General features: G+C 74.0%; 14 protein-coding genes. 7 read left to right on the forward strand and 7 right to left on the reverse strand.

Annotated elements, in window-relative coordinates:
- Window positions 1-125 precede the first annotated feature (125 nt).
- Together ACH4MY_RS33515 and ACH4MY_RS33520 are read right to left on the reverse strand one after the other, a co-directional pair.
- Window positions 126-1658 carry an amino acid permease gene (locus ACH4MY_RS33515; RefSeq protein ID WP_398007945.1) on the reverse strand — a complete coding sequence of 511 codons (1533 nt, stop codon included), beginning with the start codon at window positions 1656-1658 and terminating at the stop codon, window positions 126-128.
- Between the two features lie 108 nt (window positions 1659-1766).
- Window positions 1767-2741, reverse strand: coding sequence for a hypothetical protein (locus tag ACH4MY_RS33520; RefSeq protein WP_398007947.1), 975 nt, complete (start codon window positions 2739-2741; stop codon window positions 1767-1769).
- Between the two features lie 301 nt (window positions 2742-3042).
- Between ACH4MY_RS33520 and ACH4MY_RS33525 the strand changes: the two genes are divergently transcribed.
- From ACH4MY_RS33525 to ACH4MY_RS33545, 5 genes are all read left to right on the forward strand, one after another.
- A complete protein-coding gene (locus ACH4MY_RS33525; RefSeq protein ID WP_398007949.1) occupies window positions 3043-4620 on the forward strand; it encodes an FGGY family carbohydrate kinase in 1578 nt (525 codons plus the stop codon).
- Window positions 4617-6050 carry an FAD-dependent oxidoreductase gene (locus tag ACH4MY_RS33530; protein WP_398007951.1) on the forward strand — a complete coding sequence of 478 codons (1434 nt, stop codon included), beginning with the start codon at window positions 4617-4619 and terminating at the stop codon, window positions 6048-6050. The genes ACH4MY_RS33525 and ACH4MY_RS33530 overlap by 4 nt, the downstream gene beginning before the upstream one ends.
- The gene (locus ACH4MY_RS33535) at window positions 6047-7252 is read left to right on the forward strand and encodes an FAD-dependent oxidoreductase (protein ID WP_398007952.1); all 1206 of its coding nucleotides are present in this window, start codon (window positions 6047-6049) and stop codon (window positions 7250-7252) included. The genes ACH4MY_RS33530 and ACH4MY_RS33535 overlap by 4 nt, the downstream gene beginning before the upstream one ends.
- A gap of 180 nt (window positions 7253-7432) precedes the next feature.
- On the forward strand, window positions 7433-7909 hold the full coding sequence (locus ACH4MY_RS33540; protein ID WP_398007954.1) for an NUDIX domain-containing protein: 477 nt from the start codon (window positions 7433-7435) through the stop codon (window positions 7907-7909).
- Window positions 7910-8081: 172 nt separating this feature from the next.
- Window positions 8082-8330, forward strand: coding sequence for a hypothetical protein (locus ACH4MY_RS33545; RefSeq protein WP_398007956.1), 249 nt, complete (start codon window positions 8082-8084; stop codon window positions 8328-8330).
- 104 nt (window positions 8331-8434) lie between these two features.
- On the opposite strand, the gene ACH4MY_RS33550 is transcribed toward ACH4MY_RS33545, so the two are convergent.
- Both ACH4MY_RS33550 and ACH4MY_RS33555 read right to left on the reverse strand, forming a co-directional pair.
- A complete protein-coding gene (locus tag ACH4MY_RS33550; RefSeq protein ID WP_398007957.1) occupies window positions 8435-9685 on the reverse strand; it encodes a cytochrome P450 in 1251 nt (416 codons plus the stop codon).
- Between the two features lie 304 nt (window positions 9686-9989).
- Complete coding sequence (locus ACH4MY_RS33555; protein WP_398008122.1) at window positions 9990-11948, reverse strand: NAD-binding protein; 1959 nt, start codon at window positions 11946-11948, stop codon at window positions 9990-9992.
- A gap of 332 nt (window positions 11949-12280) precedes the next feature.
- On the opposite strand from ACH4MY_RS33555, the gene ACH4MY_RS33560 reads away from it, so the two are divergent.
- On the forward strand, window positions 12281-13615 hold the full coding sequence (locus tag ACH4MY_RS33560; RefSeq protein WP_398007959.1) for a D-alanyl-D-alanine carboxypeptidase family protein: 1335 nt from the start codon (window positions 12281-12283) through the stop codon (window positions 13613-13615).
- Between the two features lie 162 nt (window positions 13616-13777).
- Here the strand turns inward: ACH4MY_RS33560 and ACH4MY_RS33565 are convergent, their stop codons facing one another.
- Entirely contained in the window at window positions 13778-16159 is a 2382-nt protein-coding gene (locus tag ACH4MY_RS33565; protein ID WP_398007961.1) for an ATP-binding cassette domain-containing protein, read from the reverse strand.
- A gap of 197 nt (window positions 16160-16356) precedes the next feature.
- Window positions 16357-16596 carry a DUF5133 domain-containing protein gene (locus ACH4MY_RS33570; protein WP_398007963.1) on the reverse strand — a complete coding sequence of 80 codons (240 nt, stop codon included), beginning with the start codon at window positions 16594-16596 and terminating at the stop codon, window positions 16357-16359.
- 152 nt (window positions 16597-16748) lie between these two features.
- Here ACH4MY_RS33570 and ACH4MY_RS33575 point away from each other — a divergent pair, with 152 nt between their 5' ends.
- The gene (locus ACH4MY_RS33575) at window positions 16749-17786 is read left to right on the forward strand and encodes an NAD-dependent epimerase/dehydratase family protein (RefSeq protein ID WP_398007965.1); all 1038 of its coding nucleotides are present in this window, start codon (window positions 16749-16751) and stop codon (window positions 17784-17786) included.
- A gap of 132 nt (window positions 17787-17918) precedes the next feature.
- On the opposite strand, the gene ACH4MY_RS33580 is transcribed toward ACH4MY_RS33575, so the two are convergent.
- On the reverse strand, window positions 17919-18779 hold the full coding sequence (locus ACH4MY_RS33580; RefSeq protein WP_398007967.1) for a glutathione S-transferase C-terminal domain-containing protein: 861 nt from the start codon (window positions 18777-18779) through the stop codon (window positions 17919-17921).
- Window positions 18780-19168 lie beyond the last annotated feature (389 nt).

Consider the following 19168-nt stretch of genomic DNA (forward strand, 5'->3'; position numbering starts at 1 on the left):
CGTGGTGTCCGAGGGCAGCGGGCCCCTGACGGTGGTCCGGGGGCGTCCTGGAGCGGACCGGCTCCTGTCCGGTACGGGGACAGGATCCGGGTTCTCCGTCCCGTCCGCGCCCTCGGTGCGCACCGTCAGACGATGCCCTCCGAGATCTCCGCCTCCTCGCGGGCCGTGCCGTACGCCGTCGGCGTGCCGTACGAGCGGCGGGCGACGTACCACCAGACGCTGGCCAGGACGAGGACGACGGCGAGCGCGATCACGGCGTAGTTCATGGTGTCGACCGTGACCGGGGACTTCTGGGGCAGGCAGAACAGCACGGTCACGATCGCCACCCAGACGACGGCGGTCCAGCCGATCGGCTTGCTCCAGCGGCCCAGGCTCCACGGGCCGGGGGTGAACCGGTTCCCGGCGCGCAGCCGCAGATAGATCGGGATGGCGTAGGCGGGTGTGATGCCGATGACGTTGATCGCGGTGACGGCGCCGTAGGCGGTGGCGGAGTACAGCGAGGGCACGGCGAGCAGCGCGGCCACGGCCACCGCCAGCCAGACGGCGGGGACCGGTGTCTGGGTGCGGCCGCTGACCTTGCGCCAGATCGCGGAGCCGGGCAGGGCGTTGTCACGGCTGAAGGCGAAGACCATCCGGCTGGCGGCGGCCACTTCGGCGTTGCCGCAGAAGAGCTGGGCGACGATCACCACGAGGAGCAGCGCGGTGGCGCCGCCGGAACCGAGCGCGTCCAGGAGGATCTGGGCGGGCGGGACTCCGGTGGCGCTGTTCTGCGTGGCCGCGTAGTCCTGGATGGCGAAGCTCAGTCCGGCGAGCAGGGCGAAGCCGGCGATCCAGGAGACCCAGATGGCCCGCACGATGCCCTTGGCGGCGGCGACGGAGGCGTTGGAGGTCTCCTCGGAGAGATGGGCCGAGGCGTCGTAGCCGGAGAAGGTGTACTGCGCGAGCAGCAGGCCGATGGCGGCGACGTAGAAGGGGTTGGCCCAGCCGGTGTCGTTGACGAACTCGGTGAACACGAACTCGACCGACTGGTGCCGGTCGGGGACGAATGCCAGGGCGCCGACGATGATCGCCACGCCGGCCAGGTGCCACCAGACGCTGATCGAGTTGAGCACGCTGACCAGCCGGACGCCGAAGAGGTTCAGGACGGCGTGGAGCAGCAGGATCGCGAGGAAGATCAGGAAGGTGGAGCCCGCGGTGGGCTCGAAGCCCCACTGGAGGTTGAGGAAGGCTCCGGTGAAGAGCGCGGCACCGTAGTCGATACCGGCGATGGCGCCGAGCAGACCGAGCAGATTCAGCCAGCCGGTGTACCAGCCCCAGCGGCGGCCGCCGAGGCGGTCCGCCATGTAGTAGAGGGCGCCGGAGGTCGGATAGGCGCTGGTGACCTCGGCGAGGGCGAGTCCCACGCACAGCACGAAGAGTCCGACGCCGGCCCAGCCCCACAGCATGACGGCGGGGCCGCCGGTGCCCATGCCGAAGCCGTACAGGGTCATGCATCCCGAGAGGACGGAGATGACCGAGAAGCTGATCGCGAAGTTGCCGAAGCCGCCCATGCGTCGGGCGAGGACGGGCTGGTAGCCGAGTTCTCTCAGCCGCGCCTCCTCGTCCTGGGCGGGCGGTGGCTTGCGTATCGCGTCGGTGGGGGCGGTGGTGCGGGACATCGGTTCCTCCGGGGACGGGGGTGAGTGGGGGGCGGGGGAGACGGATGGGGCGTGCGGGGCCGGATGGAGCGTGCAGGGGGCGGGAGCGGGGAGGCGTACGAAGGGGATTCAGCCGCCGAGACAGCGGGCACGGGCGCGCAGGAAGACGTCTTCGGCGAGCACGCGGTCGTCCGGGTGCGGGGTCCGGTACGCCCATGGCAGAGTCGTGTAGTACGGGCCGAGGGACTCGAAGACCCGGGCCGCGTCGGTGAAGCGGAGGCCTCCGAAGAGGGCGTGCGCCAGGTAGTTGAGGTCGAGCAGGGAGGCCTCGTCCGTGGCGCAGAAGAGGAACCAGGTGTCGAGGGCGCGCTGGGCCTCGCGCAGGGCGTCCTCGGCGACCCAGTGGAGGTCGAGGGCCCGCTCGTGGCCCCGCTCGCGCCGGTACCGCTCGACGCGGACGTAGAGCGGGAGGACGTGCAGGGCGGATCCGACGGGGGCCGAGGAGGCCGCCCAGTGGGCGTAGTTGACGGCCTCGGAGAGCGGTCCGGGGCGCCGACCGTAGACGAACTGCAGCATGCGGTGGTGCGCCTCGCGGTTGTGCGGGTCGCGCTTCTCCGCCTCGGCGAGCAGGCCCCAGGGGCCGGGCGGCAGCATGGGGGCGGGAGGGGAGAGCCGGTGCTCGGCCATGCTCTGGCGGGCGTCGAGGGTGGCGAGGGCGATGAGGCCCACCCACGGCACCGGGTCGTCGGGGGCGAGGTCGGCGGCCTCGCGGCAGGCGGTCCAGGCCTCCTGCCAGAGTTCCCGGGTGCGGGCGTGGCCGGCGCGGTGGGCGCGTACGGCCCGCTCGACGGTGACCCGGCTGTGCATCACGACGGCGGCGAGGCTCCCGGACTGTTCGGTCCGCCAGGTGTGGACGACGTCGGTGCCCGCGGCGACGGCGGCGAGGACCTGGGTGCGGCGGGTCCAGGCGTCCCAGCCCGATGTCTCGTCGAGGAGTCGGGCCATCGCCACCCAGCGGCCGGTGCGTAAGTCCTGGACGGCATTGCGCAGGGCGTGGTCGTGGCCCGCCGGATGGTAGACGGGGCGGAAGCCGTGTCCGGCCATCAGGGGGTGGGGCGTGGTGTGGATGACATGGGTCCTCGGTGGATGGAGGGGGTGGTCAGTCCCCCGGCGGGCGTCCCGGCCGTTGATCGGCGATCACTATAGAGGGCTCTGGATGCGACCGGTCCACTTTCTTTCGTGACGGTAACTATTAAGCCAACGACTGAATTTGACTTACTGTCAGGTACGGCGACGGACCTGACGGGGTCCCCCGCGGAGGCTTGACGGAGAGTCCCGGCGACGGCACCCTGACCCTTTTCGGTGATCGGATGATCACCGAACGTCCAGGGACAGGAGCAGCGCGATGACGGCCGGCCCGGTACTCGCCGTCGACCAGGGCACCTCGGGCACGAAGGCGCTCGTCCTCTGCCCCGAGCGCGGAGTCATCGGCAGCGGTACCGCCCCGGTCCGCCCCCGCTACCTGCCGGGCGGCCTGGTCGAGGTGGACCCCCGTGAGCTGTACGACTCCGTCGTCACCGCGGGCCGGGCGGCGCTCGCCGAGGCCGGCACACCGGTGGTGGCCATGGGCCTCGCCAATCAAGGAGAGACCGTCCTCGCCTGGGACTCCTCCACCGGCGAACCGCTCACCGACGCCCTGGTGTGGCAGGACCGCAGAGCGGCCTCCATCTGCGCCGAACTCGACCCACACGCGCAGCAGTTGAGGCAACTGACCGGACTCCCCCTCGACCCGTACTTCGCCGCGCCGAAGATGGCCTGGATCCGCCGCCACGCCACCGGCGCGGGCGTCGTGACCACCAGCGACGCCTGGCTCGTCCACCGGCTCACGGGCGCCTTCGTCACCGACGCGGCGACCGCGGGACGGACCGGGCTCCTCGGCCTCGACACGGTCGCCTGGTCGGAGACGGCACTCGATCTCTACGGCCTGGGCGGGGAACAGCTCCCCCGGGTCGTCGACTGCGACACGCCCGTCGGCACCACGACCGCCTTCGGCCCTCCGCTGCCGCTCACCGGACTCCTGGTGGACCAGCAGGCGGCGCTGCTCACCCAGAGCGCCGACGACCCCGCGGCCGCCAAGTGCACCTACGGCACAGGAGCCTTCCTCCTCGCCCAGACCGGCCCCGAGCCCCGGCGCGCCTCGTCCGGCCTGGTCAGCTGTGTCGCCTGGCGGCTCGGCGGACAGGTGGCCCACTGTCTCGACGGCCAGGTGTACACGGTCGCCTCGGCCGTGCGCTGGCTCACCGACCTCGGCGTCATCGCCGGGGCCGAGGAAATCGACCCGGTCGGCGGCGGAGTCCCGGACTCCGGAGCGGTCACCTTCGTCCCCGCGCTCGCGGGACTCGCCGCGCCCTGGTGGCGGGGCGACGTACGCGGCTCGCTCACCGGCCTCGGCCTGGACACCACACCGGGCCATCTGGTCCGGGCCCTGTGCGAGGGCATCGCCGCGCAGGTGGTGGAGCTCGCCTCGGCCGTCGCGGCGGACCGGGGGGCACCCCTGACCTCGCTGCGCGCCGACGGCGGTCTCACCCGGTCGGCCCTGCTCATGCAGACCCAGGCGGATCTGCTGCAGCTCCCGGTCGAGGTCTCCTCACTGCCCGACGCCACAGCGCTCGGGGTGGGCGCGGTGGCCCGGCTCGGCCACGACCCGGGGCTCACCCTCCGCGAGGCCGTACCGGAGTGGAAACCCTCGGCCGTGTACGAGCCCCGGATCTCGGGGGACGAGGCGGCCGCGCGCCTGTCCCGCTTCCGGAGCGAGGTGTCGGCGCTGGTCGACCGCTCCGGGGGCGGGATCGGGTCCGGGATCGGGTCCGAGCTCGGGTCCGGGATCGGCGATGGTCCGGGCTCCGACATCGGCGACGGCTCGGACTCCCGCGTCGGCGGCGGTTCGAGCTCGTATGGCCGCACGGACACCGGCATCGCATGAGTGTCACCCGCAGGGGACCCCTCCCCGCCGGCGCCGACGCGACCTACGACGTCGTGGTCGTCGGAGCGGGCGTCGTCGGCTCCGCGATCGCCCGGACCCTGGCCCGCCACCCTCTGCGGATCGCGCTCGTGGAGGCGGCCAACGACGTCGGCGACGGTACGTCGAAGGCCAACACCGCCATCCTGCACACCGGTTTCGACGCCGTGCCCGGCACACTGGAGGCACGGCTCGTCCGCGAGGGACACCGCCTGTTGTCCGGCTACGCCCAGGAGACCAGTATCCCCGTGGAGCCGTTGGGCGCCCTGCTCGTCGCCTGGGACGAGCGGCAGCGTGCCGCACTCCCCCGCCTCGCCGACAAGGCCGAGCGCAACGGCCACCGCACGACCCGACTGCTCACCGCCACCGAACTCCGTTCCAGGGAACCTCACTTGGGGCCCGGTGGACTCGCCGCTCTGGAAGTGCCGGGCGAGGCGGTGATCTGCCCCTGGACGACGACCCTCGCGTACGCCACCCAGGCCGTCCGCTCCGGCGTCGACCTCCACCTCAACTGCCGCGTGGAGAAGGTGCGTCCGGGTGATCCGAACCACCGGCTCGTCACCCGGCGGGGGGTGCTGCGGACCCGACATCTCGTCAACGCCTGCGGGCTCCACGCCGACGCCTTCGACGCGCTGGTCGGCCGCGAGGACTTCGTCGTCACACCGCGCCGCGGGCAGCTGCTGGTCTTCGACAAGTTCGCGCGCGATCTCGTACGGCACATCCTGCTCCCCGTCCCCGGCCCGCTCGGCAAGGGCGTGCTCATCACACCGACCGTGTACGGGAACGTCATGCTCGGGCCCACCGCCGAGGACCTCGACGACAAGACCGCCACCGGCACCACGGCCGAGGGGCTGGCCGGCCTCCGCGAGCAGGGCGGCCGGATCCTCCCGGCACTGCTGGACGAGGAGGTCACGGCCGTCTACGCGGGGCTGCGGGCCGCCACCGGGCAGGAGGACTACCGGATCTCCGCCCACCCCGCACTCCGCTATGTGACGGTGGGCGGGATCCGTTCCACCGGGCTCACCGCCTCCCTGGCGATCGCCGAGCACGTCCGCGGGCTGCTCGCCGACTGCGGGCTCGACCCGGGGCCCGAGCGCCCGCTCGCCCGGCTCCGGATGCCGAACCTCGGCGAGGCCTTCCCCCGCCCCTATCGGGACGCCCGTCTCATCGCCGGAAACCCGGAATTCGGTTCGGTCGTCTGCCACTGCGAGCGGGTCACCCGCGGCGAGATCCGGGCCGCGCTCACCTCGACGATCCCGCCGGGCGGCCTCGACGGGCTGCGGCGCAGGACACGCGCCCGGGGCGGGCGCTGCCAGGGGCACCACTGCGGCGCGGAGGTACGGGCGTTGTTCGAGGAGTACGGGTCCGAGAGGTACGGGAGGGGTGCCCGGTGAACCGTACGGTCGACGTCCTCGTGGTCGGAGCCGGGCCCGCCGGGCTCGCCGCGGCCGCCCGCCTCGCGGCCTCGGGCGCGGGGCGCGTCGAGGTCCTGGAGCGGGAGCGGACCGCGGGCGGCGTCCCACGGCACTGCGCCCGCCCGGGATTCGGCGCGGACTCCCGGGGCCGCCCGCTGGACGGTCCCGCGTACGCGCGACGCGCCGCGCGAGCGGCGCTGCGGGCCGGGGCCACCGTCCGTACCGGCGTATCGGCCACGGGCTGGGCCGGGCCGCTCACCCTCGACGTCACCGCCCCGACCGGGCTCGAACGCATCCGGGCCCGCGCGGTGGTCCTCGCCACCGGAGCCCGCGAACGTCCCCGCAGCGCACGGCTCGTCCCCGGGTCACGGCCGGCCGGGGTGCTGACGACGGGCGAACTCCAGCAGCTGGTGCTGCGGTTCGGGCCGCGGTGGGACCACATCGGGCGACGGGCCGTGGTCGTCGGCGGCGACCGGGTGGCCCGCGATGCCGTGCGGACGCTCCGCGGGGCCGGGGTCGAGGTGGCGGCGGTCGTCGCCGAACCGCTCGTGCGGCGGGTCGCGTTCGGCGCGGTCCCGGTCCTCTCCGGCACGGTCGTGACGGAGCTCGTCGGACGCGGCCGGCTGACCGGGGTCTCGGTCCGGGGCGAGGACGGCCGCACGGCCATGCTGCGGTGCGACACCGTCGTCCTCACCGGCGACTGGATCCCCGACCACGAACTGGCCCGCTCCTGTGGGCTGCCGCTCGCCCCCGGCACCCGGGGGCCCGCGACGGACGTCTCCTTCCGCACCGCCGTACCCGGGGTCTTCGCCGTCGGCAACCTGCTGAGGGGCGGGGAACCGGCCGCGGTGGCCGCCGCCGAGGGACGGAGGGTGGCAACCGCCGTCCTCGAACGTCTCGACGGACACCCCTGGCCCGACGGCGGGGTGCCGGTGACGACGACGGGACCGCTGCGGTGGGTGACGCCCGGCCTCCTCGGCCCGGTGGCCGCGCCCTTGCTCCTCCGGACGGACCGCGGGCTCGTACGCCCGGTTCTGACCGTCACCCAGGACGGCGTCCTGCTGCGCCGGGAGCGGCTGAGCGGCTCGCTCGCGCCGTGGCGTTCGGTACGGCTGCCGCTCCACTGGACGAGCGGCGTGGATCTCAAGGGCGGCCCGGTGACGGTCGGCACGGAGGACTGAAGCTCCGGGTACGGGCGGGCGGGGGCGGGACACGCAGGGCCCCGTCGTGCGGGACGGGACGTGCCGGGGCACGATGCGCCGATCGGGGCGTACGGCCGGGGCGTGCGGGCCCGGCCGGGGCGTGCGGGCCCGGCCCGCGCGCGGCTGCGGCGGCCCGGCCCGTCGGCCAGACTGGGCGGCATGTCGGACAAGCGCAGCGCGGGTCTTCTGGTCTTCCGCCGTACGGCGGACGGCGGCGTCGAGGTTCTCATCGGTCATATGGGCGGGCCCTTCTGGGCCTCCCGCGAGCAGGCCGCCTGGTCGATCCCCAAGGGGGAGTACGAGCCGGACGAGGCTCCGGAGGCGGCGGCGGGGCGCGAGTTCCTGGAGGAACTGGGCCTCCCGGCCCCGGAGGGCGAGTGGTGGGACCTCGGCGAGTCCCGGCAGCGCAACGGGAAGCTCGTCACCGTCTGGGCCGTCGAGGGCACCCTCGACCCGGCCGACATCGTGCCGGGCACCTTCACCATGGAGTGGCCTCCCCGGTCCGGAATCCAGGGCGAGTTCCCGGAGATCGACCGGGTGGGCTGGTTCACCCCGGAGGCGGCCGCCCCGCTCCTGGTCGAGGGTCAGCGGGTCTTCCTGGAACGGCTCGGGGCGCACCTCGGCGGAGCGGGCTGAGAGCGTCGCACAACCTCTGTCGCCCGTCATCACGGCCGCGGGCGGGCGGTCGTACCCCGCCGTCCACGCGGCGCGGCAGGGCGCATCGAGCGCACCGGAGTGCCTGCGGACCCCCGATGTCAGACCCGTGCGAGAGGGTGGTGAGCGCCGAACTGTCGAGAGGGAGCCCGACATGACCACGATCACCGCCAGCGAGCGCGCGGCCGCCCAGGCGTACCTGCGGCTGCTCGAATCCACCCAAGCCGTGCTGACCGACCCACAGCTCGCCCCGTACGCGGGGGTGATGCTGACCCATCCGATGGCCGAGGCGGACGAGGCGCTCCGTGCCGCGGGCCTCGTGGGGAACGAGGACCGGCTGCTGCGGCTCGTCTCCTCCCTGCGGGCCTCCCCCGCGACGACCGTACGGGGGCGCGCCGGATGAGTCCGTGAGCGGGCGCGCCCCCGTGCGGCTCCCGACGGTGGGAGCGGGGGGCCGGGGGGCCCGGGGGCCCGTGGCTGGGGGCCGGTGGCTGGGGGCCGGGGCCGTCAGCCGTTCAGCCGGACAGGGAGCCTTCGGACGCTGTTGCCGACGAAGCCGGAGTGCCGGGGCAGCTCGGACTCCGGGACGGCCAGGTCCAGATCGGGGAACCGGGTGAAGAGCGCCTCCAGTGCGATCGCCGCCTCCATCCGGGCGAGCGGGGCGCCCAGGCAGTAATGGGGACCGTGGCCGAGGGAGAGATGCTTCGCCCCCGCGCCGCGGGTGAGGTCGAAGCGGTCGGCGTCCGGGCCGTGGGCCTTCGTGTCCCGGCCCGCCGCCGAGTATCCGGCCAGGACGGGGGTCCCCCGCGGGATGAGCGTGCCGTCGACGGTCAGGTCGCGGGTGGGGTAGCGGAACGGGAAGTAGCTGACCGGGCTGTCCCAGCGGAGGGTCTCCTCGACCACGTCCGCCCAGCCGGCGCGGCCCTCGACGACCAGGGCGAGCTGGTCGCGGTGGGTGCAGAGCGCCCGGACCGCGTTGGTGACCAGGTTCAGGGTGGTCTCGTGGCCCGCGATGATCAGCAGGAGCAGTGTGCCGATCAGCTCGGGCCCGCTCAGCCGGTCGCCCTCCTCGTCCCGGGCGGTGATGAGCGCGCTGGTGAGGTCGTCGCCGGGGGCGGCGGCCTTGGCACCGGCGATGGAACCGAGGAGTTCGACGAGTTCGCGGTTGGCGGCGACGGCTCGTGCGGGCTCCGTGTCGGTCGCGACGACCAGGCTGGAGAGATGGTGCAGCCGGTCCTGATGGGCGGGGTCGACACCGAGGAGTTCGCAGATGACGCCGAGCGGCAGGGGAAGCGCGTAGTGACGGCGGAGGTCCGCGACACCGTCGCCGGTGCCGGCCGCCTCGGCGAGTCCGTCGAGGAGTCCGGCGGTCACCGTCTCGACGCGGGGACGGAGTTCCTCGACCCGGCGGGCGGTGAAGGCGCTGCTGACCAGGGCCCGCAGCCGGCGGTGGTCCGCGCCGTCCGCGGTGGTCATGCCGGGCACGGTGGCGAAGGTCCGCAACGGCCAGCCGTCGGGTATGCGTCCCTCGGTCAGCGCGGTGAAGTGCTGGGCGCCCTTGGCGACGTCGGGGTGGGAGAGGAAGTCACGGAGGGCGTCGTGGCCGAGCACCACCATGCCCTCGATCTCACCGGGCAGGATCACCGGGGCGACGGCGCCCTCGGCGAGCAGCCGGGCGTTGACCGCGTGGGGGCAGCCGCCGGCCGGGTCCATCCGGTGCGGGGGGCCGGCGGGGGCGGTGCTGTGCGGTGTGGTCATCGGGGTGACTCCTGACTGCGGGGGCGTGGCCGGTGCGGGTCCTTGTGGTGCGGGTGACGTGCGAGGGCGGGCATGCCCGCCCGGGCACCGGGGCGGGCGAGGTCCCCGGCGCCACCCGTGCCGCCCCGCCGGGTCGATCGCCCCCGCACGGCGGGGCGCTCGGGGTGGGCGGCGCGGGACGGGCGCAGCCGCGCCGGTGGGGGCTGGGCTGGTGGGGGCTGGAGTGGTCAAGGCTGGAGTGGTCGGGCACTTCGACGTATGAGGGTGGTGGCGGATCGATCACCTGAGCGGTCAGATCCTACGGTCAACCTCGCGGTGATTGAGCGGAGTTGTCCGGCACGACGGTGCCGGCGGGGATGGTGGGGGTGGTGGGGCGTACGCCGCGGCCGAGGAGTTCGGCCAGGCCTCGGCGGGTGGCGGCGACCACGACCCGGTCGCCGGGTCCGAGAACGCGGTCGGGGTCGAGACGCCAGCCCGGGTCACGGGCCGCCGCGCCCGCGCGGGCGGCGGCGCCGGTGGCCGTACTCCTGTCCAGGGCGATGACCCGCCAGTTGCCGGGGTGGAACGCCTCGGCCACGGTCAGGCCGTCCAGGAGCGGATGGTCCGCGACGTCCACCGCGGCGAAGAGGAGAACCCTGCGCTCGACCGGCACCGCGCCGAGCACCTGACGGCCCAGCATGGCCCCCGCGAAGGCGGGCGCGGCGAGGTGGGACACGCTGCGGCTGCGGGTGAGAGCCGCGGGGTGCGCCGTCCGCAGGGTGCGGAAGACGGCGGTGGCGAAGTCGTCGTCGTACAGGCGCAGGACGACCCTCAGGTCGGGGCTGACGGCGCGGGCGGAGAGCGCGGCCTCCAGATTGGTGATGTCGACGCTGGTCAGGGCGAGGAGGGCATGCGCGCGATGAATGCGGGCGGCCTCCAGGACGCCCTCCTCCGTGACGTCGCCGATGACGGTGGGGACGCGCAGCCGGCGTGCGACGGCGATACCGCGGGCCTCAGGGTCGGATTCGACGCAGACCACGGGGATGTTGAGCCGGCGCAGCCGGGCGAGCACACGGGTGCCGACCTTGCCGAGGCCGAGGAGGACGACGTGCCCGGAGAGTCCGCGTGGCGGGCGGCGCAGGGTGGTCGCCGTGCGGAAGGTGCCGAGTCCTTCGATGACGGCGGCGACGATCACCGGCAGCAGGAGCAGTCCGACGAACCCGGCGAGGATCTGGATGACCTGGCGGCCGGTCGACTCCCCGACGGCCGGGTCGCCGATGGCGAAGACGTCGAGGAGCGTCAGATAGGCGGCGTGCAGGGGGTGGTCGCCGGTGGTGAGGGTGGAGGCGAGCGCGAGCGCGAGGACGGCCGCGGCCGCGCCGCTCAGGGACCAGCGCAGGCGGCGTGAGAAGAGGGAGGCGACGGGCAGCGCGGAGGCGGCGAGGCGGGCGGTCGACAGGGCGGGTCCCGCCGGGGTGACCGCTTCGAGGGTGACGGCGGCACGGCCGACGGCGGCGGCCACGGTCCGGTCGTCGGGCAGGAGTCGGGGGCCCGCGTCGCCGCTGCGCTCCGAGCCCTCGCAGCCCGCCGGATCGCCGGTCGTGGCGGAGAGCAGGGCGAGCGTGCAGAGGCCCGGGTCGGGGGCCTCCCCGGCGACGGGCAGACGCTCCACGGCGTGCAGCAGCAGTCCCCCGGCCTGGACCACCTTGCTGGTGCCCGCGACGGCGGCCGCGGCGAGACCGGGGGCGGCGGTGTCGACGTCGGAGAGGACCGTGGTGGCGGCGTCGAGCTTCTCGGGGTCGAGGCCCGGTTCGGCGACGGCGGCGGCCTGGTCGAGGAGCGTTTCGAGGTGCTGGCCGAGTTTGCGGTTGTAGAGGCGGATGACCAGGCGCAGCCGGGGGTTGAGCCGCCGGGCGGTGAGCGCGGCCCGGATGTTGGTCTCGTCGTCCTCGTGGACGAGGGCGAGTGCGGCGGCCCGTTCCACCCCGGCGTCGGTCAGGGCCCGGTCGTCGGCTTCGGCCGACTCGACGACCCGCAGCGTCCCGGTGGGTTCGGCGCTGTCGACGCCGGTGCCCGCGGCAGCGTGTGCGGCCGGGGTGACGGTGGTACGGGTGACGGCCGCCGTGACCCGGCCGAAGAGGGCGAGCGCGCGGCCGGTGCGGGCGGTCGGCGTGCGCGGGGCGTCGGGCCGTACCGGCACGAGGAGGGTGACCCGCTCTCCGTACACCTCGTGCAGCTCGCCCGCGAGGCGGTGGGCGAGGGCGTCGTCCCCACAGACGATCATGTGCCCGGCGGGGTCCTGGCGGGGCTGCCGCTCGGTCCGGAAGGCGGGCGCGCCGAAGGGGCCGCCGCCGGTGATCCCCGACGGCCGGGCCGGGGCCGGGACGGGCCGGGCGGCCGGTTCGGCGGGGGGCGCTCCGGTGCTTTCGGCCGGAACGGCGTTGCTCTGATGAGGGTGTGAGGGCACGTCACCAGCATGCCCTGCGCCTCCGACAGCGGGCCGGGCGGGCCGCAACCACCCGGCCGCCTCACGACGCGCCGCCGTACGCCACACCCGCTACGCCGGTCGGCGCACTCCGATCTGCGCGTCACGCGCCTCCTTCCTACGGTGGCTGAATGATCGTCACGTCAGCTGTTCGTCATGCCGCCGCCGGTACCGCGGCGGTGCTGTTCGTGCTGCCCGTTCCGGCGGCAACGGCGTCTCCCGTCACCTCGGCCACCGCCTCCGTCACCGCGACGGGCTCCCTCGCGTCGGCCGCCTCCGTCCCGTCGGCCGCATCCGCCGAGTCCGTCGCCTCCGCCTCGGCGCTCGGGGAGCCCACACCGCCCACGCGGCACTATGTCGATCCGGCGCGGCTCGACCGGAAGGGCACCCAGGTGCAGCCGCTGCCGGGCGCGCCCTCCGCGCCCTCGGTCTCCGCCCTGTCGTGGGTGGTGGCGGACGCGTCCTCGGGCGAGGTCCTCGCCGCCCGGAACGCCCACCGGAAGCTGCCGCCGGCCAGCACCCTCAAGGCGCTGTTCGCCCTCACCGCGCTCCCCCACCACGAGCCCTCCGAGCAGCACACCGTGGCCGATGCCGAGCTGACCGGGATCGGGGACGGCAGCAGCCTCGTCGGGGTCAAGGAGGGGTACACGTACAAGGTCTCGGACCTGTGGAACGGGGTGTTCCTCAGCTCCGGGAACGACGCGGTGCACGTCCTGGCCGCCATGAACGGCGGCTGGGACTCGATGCCCGGCCAGATGCAGGAGAAGGCCCGTGCCCTGGGCGCCATGGACACCCATGTGATCTCCCCCGACGGCTACGACGCCCCCGGGCAGGTGTCCTCCGCGTACGACCTGGCCGTGTTCGGCAGGGCCGGCCTCCAGGACCCGGCGTTCACCCGCTACTGCTCGACGGCGTACGCGGACTTCCCGGCGGGCTCCTGGTCGTACGGCATCGCCAACACCAACCGTCTCCTGACCGGCGCGAACGGCGTGGCCCGCTACCCGGGGCTCATCGGGATCAAGAACGGCTACACGAGCAACGCGGGCAACACGCTCATCTCCGCGGCCCGGCGCGGCGACCGGACCCTGGTCGTCTCGGTGATGAACCCGCAGAGCGGTGGCGGTCTCGCCGTGTACGAGGAGGCGCGGGAGCTCCTCGACTGGGGCTTCGAGGCGGCGGGACGGGTGCAGCCGGTGGGCTCACTGCTGCCCGTACGGACTAAGGCGGCGGCCGAAGCGGGCACCCGGGCCGTGTCGGTGGCCCGCGGGGGATCCGCCGCGGAGGCCGCCCGGAAGGCGCCCCGCTCCGGAGCACAGGCGGCGGCCGCGCCGGGCAGGGCCCCCGTCGACGGGGCGGAGCCCTCGGGCGTGTCGGCCGGCCTTCCGCTCGCCCTGGTCGGCACGGCCTGCGCGGCGGCGCTCGCGCTGTGGGCCCGACGCCGTCGGGCGGCCGCGCGGGTGGGCTGACGGACGCGCACCACATCGGGCCGGGGCCGTGCCGGCGACGGTCCGGTGGACGCCGCACGGTCCGGCTTACGGCCGTGGCCCCGGCTTCGGCCACCACCGTCCGACGGCCCGGCAGCACGAACCGCCGGGCCACCGGGCCGCCGCCCCCTCCGACCCGTCAGATCAGGCCCCCACGTACGCCGCCAGATGCTCACCCGTGAGGGTGGACCGCGCGGCCACGAGGTCGGCGGGTGTGCCCTCGAAGACGACCGTGCCACCGTCGTGACCGGCCCCGGGGCCGAGGTCGATGATCCAGTCGGCGTGGGCCATCACGGCCTGGTGGTGCTCGACCACGATGACCGACTTGCCCGCGTCCACGAGCCGGTCGAGCAGCCCGAGCAGCTGCTCCACATCGGCGAGGTGCAGGCCGGTGGTCGGCTCGTCAAGGATGTAGACGACGCCCTTCTCGCCCATGTTCGTGGCCAGCTTGAGCCGCTGGCGCTCGCCACCGGACAGCGTGGTGAGCGGCTGGCCGAGGCTGAGGTAGCCGAGACCGACGTCGGCGAGCCGGGCGAGGATGCGCTGCGCGGCCGGGGTGCTCGCCTCGCCCGAGCCGAAGAACTCCTCCGCCTCGGTCACGGACATCGCGAGCACCTCGCTGATGTCACGGCCGCCGAGAAGGTATTCGAGCACCGAGGCCTGGAACCGCTTGCCCTCGCAGTCCTCGCAGGTGGAGGAGACGCCGGCCATCATCCCGAGGTCGGTGTAGATGACGCCCGCGCCGTTGCAGGTGGGGCAGGCGCCCTCGGAGTTGGCGCTGAACAGCGCGGGCTTCACGCCGTTGGCCTTCGCGAAGGCCTTGCGGATCGGGTCGAGCAGTCCGGTGTACGTGGCCGGGTTGCTGCGGCGCGAGCCGCGGATCGGGCTCTGGTCGATCGACACGACGTCGTCGCCGACCGGGATCGAGCCGTGTACGAGCGAGCTCTTGCCGGAGCCGGCGACCCCGGTGACGACGGCGAGCACCCCGAGCGGGATGTCGACGTCGACGTCGCGCAGGTTGTGGGTCGTCGCGCCCCGGATCTCCAGGGTGCCGGTGGCTTCCCGCACGGAGTCCTTGACGGAGGCGCGGTCGTCGAAATGGCGGCCGGTGACGGTGCCGCCGGTGCGCAGTCCCTCGACCGTGCCCTCGAAGCAGACGGTGCCGCCCCCCGTACCGGCGCCGGGGCCGAGGTCGACGACGTGGTCGGCGATCGCGATCGTCTCCGGCTTGTGCTCCACGACGAGCACCGTGTTGCCCTTGTCGCGCAGCTGCAGCAGCAGCTCGTTCATCCGCTGGATGTCATGGGGGTGCAGGCCGACGGTGGGCTCGTCGAAGACATAGGTGACGTCGGTGAGCGAGGAGCCGAGGTGCCGGATCATCTTGACGCGCTGCGCCTCGCCGCCGGAGAGCGTGCCCGCCGGACGGTCGAGGGAGAGGTAGCCGAGGCCGATCTCCACGAACGAGTCGAGGGTCAGCTGGAGCGCCGTGAGGAGCGGCGCCACCGAGGGCTCCTTGAGCCCGCGGACCCAGGCGGCCAGGTCGCTGATCTGCATCGCGCAGGCGTCGGCGATGCTGATCCGCTTGATCTTCGAGGACCGGGCACCCTCGGCGAGCCGGGTGCCGTCGCACTCGGGACAGGTGGTGAAGGTGACGGCCCGCTCCACGAAGGCGCGGATGTGCGGCTGCATGCCCTCCTTGTCCTTGGACAGGAACGACTTCTGGATCCTCGGGATCAGGCCCTCGTACGTCATGTTGATGCCCGCGATCTTCATGCGGGTGGGCTCGTGGTGCAGGAAGTCCCGCAGTTGCTTCTTGGTGTACCTGCGGATCGGCTTGGCGGGGTCGACGAGGCCCGACTCGCTGTAGAGGCGGTAGTTCCAGCCGCCCGGGGTGTAGCCGGGGATGGTGAGCGCGCCCTCGTCGAGCGACTTGGAGTCGTCGTAGAGCTGGGTGAGGTCGATGTCGGAGACCGTGCCGCGGCCCTCGCACTTCGGGCACATCCCGCCGGTGCGGTTGAAGCTCGCCCTGACGGTCTTCTTGTCGCCGCGCTCGACGGTGATCGCGCCGGCCGCCCGGACCGAGGGGACGTTGAAGGCGTACGCGCTGGGCGGGCCGATGTGCGGCTTGCCGAGCCGGCTGAAGAGGATGCGCAGCATCGCGTTGGCGTCGGTGGCGGTGCCGACCGTGGAGCGGGGGTCCGCGCCCATCCGCTGCTGGTCGACGATGATCGCGGTCGTGACGCCGTCGAGGACGTCGACCTCGGGGCGTGCCAGGGTCGGCATGAAGCCCTGGACGAAGGCGCTGTACGTCTCGTTGATCAGCCGCTGGGACTCCGCGGCGATGGTGTCGAAGACGAGGGAGCTCTTGCCCGAGCCGGAGACGCCCGTGAACACCGTGAGACGGCGCTTCGGGATCTCGATGCTGACGTCCTTGAGGTTGTTCTCCCGCGCGCCGTGCACACGGATCAGGTCGTGCCGGTCGGCCGGGTGCGGAGGCTGCCTGTCCGCCCTGGGGGCCTTGCTCATCGTCTCTCCAGCTGTCGCGCGGGGCCGAAACACGGAGGACCGGCGCGTCCCGTCGTCGCCGGCCGGGGATGTGTCGCCAGGTCCATGACCGCCACGCTAGCGGCGGTCGGACGGCGACGCTTCTCAAATCCCGATCGGCTCACGAGCGGCCCCGACCACCGTCCCCGTCCCCGGTCGCCCCCGGCCCTCCGGGCGGATCAGAGCCCGGGGAGGCCCTCCAGGGCCTGCCGGGAGGTGGAGTGCCCGGCCACATAGTGTTCGGCGGCGTGGACGGCCTCGCGGGCGGTACGTTCTCCCATCAGCACGCACAGGGTGTACGCCGTGTCCTCGAAGCGCCGGCGCGCCGACAGGTCGCACGGCCTGGCCAGCACGGTCCGCTCCTGGACGCGGTAGTGCCGAAGCAGCCGGTCGACCGTGTTCCTGTCGGGCAGCAACATGGTGTCCTCCTTCTCCTGAGTCGCTCCATAGTCCCGGTCGTCGGCCACACTCGCGACCGACACGGACACACTGGGTGACGAACCCGCGCGACGCCACGGCCGGGACGCCCTTCGGAGTGCGCTTCCGCCGCTCATGGCGGAGGGTCGGAAGCATGAACCCGAGCGCGATTTCGCGGGTGGTCGTCATCGGCGCCACCGGCAACGTGGGCACGAGTCTGGTCCGCGCCCTGGCGCGCGAGCCGCGCGTCGGCACGGTCCTGGGGCTCGCCCGGCGCCGGCCGGGGCTCGAACTCCCCGGGGTGGAGTGGGCCGAGGTCGATCTCTCCCGGGAGGGGGACGAGCCCCTGCTCGCGCGGCACGTCGCCGACGCGGACGCCGTGGTGCACCTGGCCTGGCGTTTCGGGCCGACCCACGACCCGGCGGAGACCTGGCGGACCAATGTCCTGGGTGCGGTGCGTGTCTTCGACGCGGTCGCCGCGGCGCGGGTGCCGGTCCTGGTGTACGCCTCGTCGGTGGGGGCGTACTCCCCCGGCCCGGCGGGCGGTGCCCCGGTGTCCGAGGCGTGGCCGACGCACGGCTGGCCGGGCGCCGCGTACACCCGGGAGAAGGCCTATCTGGAACGGGTCCTCGACACCTTCGAGCGGGACCATCCCATGATCCGGGTGGTCCGGATGCGTCCGGCGTTCCTCTTCAAGGAGGAGTCGGCGAGCGGGCAGCGCCGGATCTTCGCGGGGCGTTTCTTCCCCGGGCAGCTGATGCGGCCCGATCTGCTGCCGCTGCTCCCGGAGTTCGACGGGCTCCGCTTCCAGGTCCTGCACACCGAGGACGCGGCCGACGCCTATCGGCGGGCGCTGCTGGGGGACGCCCGCGGCGCGTTCAACCTGGCCGCCGAGCCGGTGATCGACGCGGCGGTCCTGGGCGAGCTGCTGAACGCCCGGCCGGTACGGGTCCCGGCGGGCGCGGTACGAGGTGCCCTGTCGGCGGCCTGGCGGCTCCGGCTGGCCGCGGCCTCCCCCGACCTGTTCGACGCGCTGCGGCACATGCCGCTGCTGGCGACCGAGCGCGCGCGGAGGGAGCTGGAGTGGGAGCCGTCGAGGAGTGCCGTGGAGGCGCTGGAGGCGTTTCTGCGCGGGGTCCGCGCGGGCGCGGGCGACGACACGGGGCCCTTGGCGGGCCACCGCATCGGCTGAAGTCGTTCGCACGAAGTGGAGGTTGGGGCGAGCCCACTGCGCCGAGGCCGTCCGTCACGCCGGCCCAGACCGTCCGTCACACCGGGTCGGGGCCGTCCCGTCGCGCCGGCCTCGGTCCTCCGTCGCGTCGGCTCAGTGTGTGGTGCCCGACCAGTCGACCAGGCGGATCGCCGCGCCCGCGGCCTCGCGGCCCCTGCAGTGGGCGCGGTGGCGTCGCATGACCCCTTCGATGTCGAGCCGGCGGGCGAACTCGGGGCGCGCGGCCAGCCGCCGGGCGTACGCCCACAGGGCCGGGTATCCGGCGACCCGTTCCATCGCGGCGGCGTCCAGGTGCCAGCGGTGGACGGTGTCCAGCTGGACCAGGGTGACCCAGACGTGCACATCGGCCGCGGTCGGCGCGTCGCCGAGCACGTACGGGTGGCGGGCGAGGCGGCGCTCCAGGGAGCCGAGGGCCGCGAAGAGAACGGTGAGGGGGTCGCGGTGGGCGGCCTCGCCGTCGAGTCCGAGCTCTCCGGCCCGCTGGGCGGCCCTGTTGATGCTGCGCTCGCACAGGTCGCCGATCGCCTCGATCTCGCCCCGCCGCCCCTCCGGCAGCAGCTCGGGGCCGTCGCCGCGGAAGCGGAGGGCGAGGTCCCGGAGGATGTCGGGGACGTGGGTGGTGACGATCCGCCCGGTCCACCCGTCGCTGAGGACGGGGGCGGCCGCGGGACCGTCGTAGAGGTGCGCGCTCGCCTCGTACAGCGGGCGGAGGGCGGCGTACCCGCCGTCGGGCGTGTCGGGGGTCTCGGGCAGCACCGCCAGCGGGAGCGTGTCGTCGAGTCCGAGGAGGCTGTGGGTGAGGGCGATGCTCAGACAGCCGGGGTCGTACGGCGCGACATGGAGGCGATAGCGGTGGGGCACGGCGTAGTGGCCGCTGTGCACGTCGCGGCCGATCCGCCCCCGGAAGGCGGGCACGGCGGAGGCGGGCAGCAGCGAGGACGGGACGACGGACATGCTTCTCCCTTGAGGGTGCGCGGTGCTGGGTCGGGGCGGTACGCGGCACGGCACCCGTCGCGGCGGCGCGACGCGGCACCGGCCGCACGGGGCCCGGAGGCAGCAGAGGTACGGGAAGGAGGAGACGGACGGAGCGCGGAGGCGTCTCGGCGGAGGTCGTCTCAGCGGGCAGGGTGAACGCCCGTGCGGGAACCTCGACTCGCCGCGCTGCAGACCCGCAGCAGATCGATGTGCCGGCGGGACGTGAGGGGCAGGGGACGCGGGAGGGGTGCGGCGAGTGAGGTGTCCCTTCGACCGCTGCGTCCCATGGTTCCCTACCTGTTCGCTCGGTTTCCCCGCTCTTGAGTCTCGGACCGGTCCCGGACGGCGTCAAGGGTGCGGTACGGGTC

The organism is Streptomyces sp. NPDC017246 (assembly GCF_044331325.1).
Taxonomy (GTDB): Bacteria; Actinomycetota; Actinomycetes; order Streptomycetales; family Streptomycetaceae; genus Streptomyces.